The sequence below is a fragment of the Arthrobacter sp. NQ7 genome, from assembly GCF_029581595.2.
GTDB lineage: Bacteria > Actinomycetota > Actinomycetes > Actinomycetales > Micrococcaceae > Arthrobacter > Arthrobacter phenanthrenivorans_B.
On sequence record NZ_JARFXU020000048.1, the window covers coordinates 1 to 3,829 of the forward strand.

Annotated in this window: 4 protein-coding genes; all 4 read left to right on the forward strand. The window is 67.4% G+C overall.

What is annotated here, in order from left to right; all coding sequences use genetic code 11:
• Positions 1 to 128 precede the first annotated feature (128 nt).
• On the forward strand, positions 129 to 1,142 hold the full coding sequence (locus PUN71_RS22875; protein WP_277800279.1) for a DUF4192 domain-containing protein: 1,014 nt from the start codon (positions 129 to 131) through the stop codon (positions 1,140 to 1,142).
• A gap of 203 nt (positions 1,143 to 1,345) precedes the next feature.
• Entirely contained in the window at positions 1,346 to 1,498 is a 153-nt protein-coding gene (locus tag PUN71_RS22880; protein WP_277800280.1) for a hypothetical protein, read from the forward strand.
• 766 nt (positions 1,499 to 2,264) lie between these two features.
• Complete coding sequence (dprA, locus tag PUN71_RS22885; RefSeq protein ID WP_277800281.1) at positions 2,265 to 3,173, forward strand: DNA-processing protein DprA; 909 nt, start codon at positions 2,265 to 2,267, stop codon at positions 3,171 to 3,173.
• Positions 3,174 to 3,235: 62 nt separating this feature from the next.
• Entirely contained in the window at positions 3,236 to 3,538 is a 303-nt protein-coding gene (locus tag PUN71_RS22890) for a hypothetical protein (RefSeq protein ID WP_277800282.1), read from the forward strand.
• Positions 3,539 to 3,829 lie beyond the last annotated feature (291 nt).

The following is a 3,829-nucleotide window of genomic DNA, read 5'->3' on the forward strand; positions in this document are numbered from 1 at the left end:
CGGGTAGACGGGCCTGCACGGGCACAGCTCCGCAAGCTTCGCCAGCAGCCAAAAACAACGGGGGAGAGGGAAGCTGGCCGGTCACCTGAGCCGCCCGACACCCCCACGTCTCTGCAAGGACAAAAACCATGAACGACTTCATCAAATTCACCGGTCCCGCCGACATCCTGGCCTTCATCCCGCACACGCTGGGCGAGACCCCCAAAGAATCCTTCGTCGCACTGACGATGCAGGGCAACAAGCTCGGCGCCACCCTCCGTCTCGATGCGCCATTCCAGCAGGACCCCGTTGCCTTCGCTCAGACCGTGGTTAGCTACCTGACCGCCGACGAGGCCGCCACCGGCAGCCTGCTCGTGATCTACACCGACGAGGACACCACCGATGATCCACGCCCCTACTCCGGGCACGTGCAGGCGCTGCGCGCCGAACTGGACACCGCGGGGATGCCCCTGCAGGACGCGTGGCTGGTGACCTCCGAGCTCTGGCGGAACTACCACTGCACGGACACTAGCTGCTGCCCGGCCCAGCCGCTGGACTCGATCACCACCAGCAACGGCAACGCCGCCCTGATCTACAGGGGGAGCGCCGTGGCAGGGTTCACCGAACCGGCACCTTTCACCGGTGACGCGGCGGCACGCGAAGTGATCGCCGCGCACAAGCCCGACGGCTGGCCCGAAGACCTCGAAGCCAGCCGCGCCGCATGGGCCAAGGTGCTTGATGACCCCAAGAGCCTGAGCACCGAGATCGCGCACCAGCTCGCAGGAGCCTTGCAGCACCCCACCATCCGGGACTACATGATGAGTGACATCGTCCCCCACGCCACGGAGCAGTTCACCTCCGTCATGCTTGGTGTGTTCCTCGGCCGCCCCGATTGGGCCCGCGTGGACACGGCCCAGGAAGTCGCCTTCGAGCTGATGAAAACCACCCCCGAAGGGCAGCGCGCGCCCATGTTGTGCCTGATCGGCTGGCTGGAATGGCTCAAAGGAAAATCCAGCTTCGCCGCCCGGTACTTCAAGCTCGCGCTGGAGGACGTCGGCGGATACAGGTTAGCCGAGCTGCTGGGTGAACTGGTTAGCCGCGGCCTGTTGGCAGACTGCAGCAGGGACCCGAAGAAAGCGTATGACCGCCGCCTGAGGGGCTAGTTTCGATGAAGGTCGGACCCGAGTCAAAAGGGTCCGACCTTCCCCCTTGGGGATCTTGCCCAGGTGCGTGGCGGCCTCCCCCGCTTCGCTCCTCCGGCCGCCGATACGCTGGCGCGGGCGTTGCGCCTTACCAGCCGCCGTGCAGGAACTGCCGATACTGTGAAAGGGACATCAAGTGCCGCACAGTCTAAGGAGTCCCGAGCGTGGCCGAACCCTTCCGCATGACCGAGGACGACCTTGTTGCCCCAGACGCGAGCCCCCTCGAAGACATCCTGGAACTGAGCCTGCTGACTGCAGGCCCGGTAACGGGTCCGGTGGACCGGCCCGTCACTGACCACCGGCTCGACGAGCCCTAAAACCCGCAGCGCTGACGCTGCCCCACAGATTCCCTTGCAGAGGAAACCGTAAGAGCCGGCACCAATGTGGCCGGCTCTTACCGTTTGCGCGAGGTTTCACCACGCCCCTGCATCGCTGCACCCTGCCGCGGTTGCCGCGCCCCCCGATGTCCGCTGCAACTGGCAGAACAGTCACAGGGTAATGCAGGTCGCGGTCGGCGGGAAGAAACTGAGGGCCGCATTCCAATGGAATACGGCCCTCAGCTGTGCAAACATCCTGCTGCTTACGCTTTCAAGCATGTCACACAGAGGCTTGCGGCGGAGATCAAGGCCCTACCGTCACCGGCCAACTGGGGGGAACAGCCGGTGACGGGGGCAGTACAAGTTTACGGCCGAAAGCCCTGGTTTCCGCTGCGCTCCAACCAGTTGATGGGCGTCCGCTGTCGCGGCCGGCTGTTGGGTCCAGGGCGTGCCGTCGCAGAGCTCCGGACCCCCTGGACCGGTGCGTCTACGACGTTTTTGGCTGCTGTCCTTCGGATTGTACGTGCCCGTTCCGGCCCTTCTAGCCCCTCCGTTCCTCCGGGGCCTGCGCCACGGAAATTCTTCTTCGGCGCTCCTTCGTCGCTTACCTCCTCGAAGATTTTCCGGGTCTTGCCCTGCGGGTAGACGGGCCTGCACGGGCACAGCTCCGCAAGCTTCGCCAGCAGCCAAAAACAACGGGGGAGAGGGAAGCTGGCCGGTCACCTGAGCCGCCCGACACCCCCACGTCTCTGCAAGGACAAAAACCATGAACGATCGCATTGCACGCGCGGGCCTGACCCGCCTGTTCGAACCCAACGACACCGTTGGGCGGACCCTCGTGGGCAGGCTTGGCGCGTACGCCGCGCTGCGGCTCGCCACCGGCGCCCAGCCCGCCCACACCCTCCCGGACGTGACGCCGGAGGAGCTGGCGGCCGCGCTGAAGCGCTGGGCACCCCGCGTGCCTGACCTGGCCCCGGACAAGGACCTCGCCACCATCGAACGCCTCGGCGGCGGCTTCCTGATCCCCGGCGACGAGCACTGGCCCACCGGGCTGGACGACCTCCCGGACGCGCCCCTGGGCCTCTGGTACCGGGGCAACATCGGCAACGGGATCCCCGATCCGTCCCGCTGCGCGGCCCTCGCAGGATCACGGGACTGCACGAGCTACGGCGCCGCCGTGACCGGCGATATCGCCTACAGCCTGGCCCAGCGCGGAATCTGCGTCATCGCCGGACTCGCCTACGGCATCGACGCCCACGCCCACCGCGCCGCCCTCGCCGGACATCAGGGCGGCGGCCCCTCCACCATCGCGGTCCTTGCCGGGGGACTGGACCGGGACTACCCGTCCGGTAACGCCGACCTCGCGGCCGCGATCCGCGCCAACGGCCTGACACTGTCCGAGCTGCCCCCAGGATCCGCACCTACCCGGTACCGCTTTTTGCAGCGGAACCGCATCATCGCAGCCCTGGCCGGCGTCACGTGCGTGGTGGAAGCCCGCTGGCGCTCCGGTGCGCTGAACACGGCCTACCACGCCGAAACCATCGCCCGGCACGTCGCCGCCGTCCCCGGCAGCGTTCACAGCGCCAACTCCGCAGGATGCCACCGGCTCCTGAAAGAAGGCGGCGCGGTACTCGTCTCCGACGCCGCCGAACTGACCGAACTGCTCGCCAGCTAGACAGGGTGGTGGCCGCGACGTGTGTCCCGGCCACCGGCCTCGCCTTGAAAGGAAACGGAACGATGACTGATTTCTGGGATCCCGACGGCGATTTCGATTACGAGGCACACCATGAAGCACTCGAACGCGCCAAAGCCGATACCGCAGCCGCGACCATCGGCCGCCCCGCACTGGCTGCCGCGCTGTACCACTTCGGCCTGCAGAGAGAGCCGGGACCCACGTTCACCCCCGGACTCCTCTCAGCGCTGCAGGAATGGCGGGACCTGATTGAGTCCATCGAGGCAGCTCCCGCCCTCCAGGAAGTCAAAGCACTGCACCGCCAAGCGGAGGATCTTGAACGCGCCATTCACTCACTCGCTGGATGACGCCAAGGGGGGCCGGTCACCGCGGGCGGTCCGCCGCCCGTGGCCGGCTTTGGTGGTGGTTGCCGGCGGCGGACCGCCAATCCCGCAACAGTCAGGTGCCGGGCGGCGGCCGCCGGCGGCAAACCGGAGCTGACAGCGTCGTGGGGTTTTCGTGGGGCGGGGCAGTGAAGGGCAGGCTCGCGGGGCTCGCCCTGGTTTCCGCTGCGCTCCAACCAGTTGACGGGCGTCCGCTGTCGCGGCCGGCTGTTGGGTCCAGGGCGTGCCGTCGCAGAGCTCCGGACCCCCTGGACC

Bases quoted from the DNA above. Each gene is read 5' to 3' on its own strand.
- PUN71_RS22875 (WP_277800279.1), top strand. From the start codon at position 129: ATGAACGACTTCATCAAATTCACCGGTCCCGCCGACATCCTGGCCTTC.
- PUN71_RS22890 (WP_277800282.1), top strand. From the start codon at position 3,236: ATGACTGATTTCTGGGATCCCGACGGCGATTTCGATTACGAGGCACAC.
- dprA (WP_277800281.1), top strand. From the start codon at position 2,265: ATGAACGATCGCATTGCACGCGCGGGCCTGACCCGCCTGTTCGAACCC.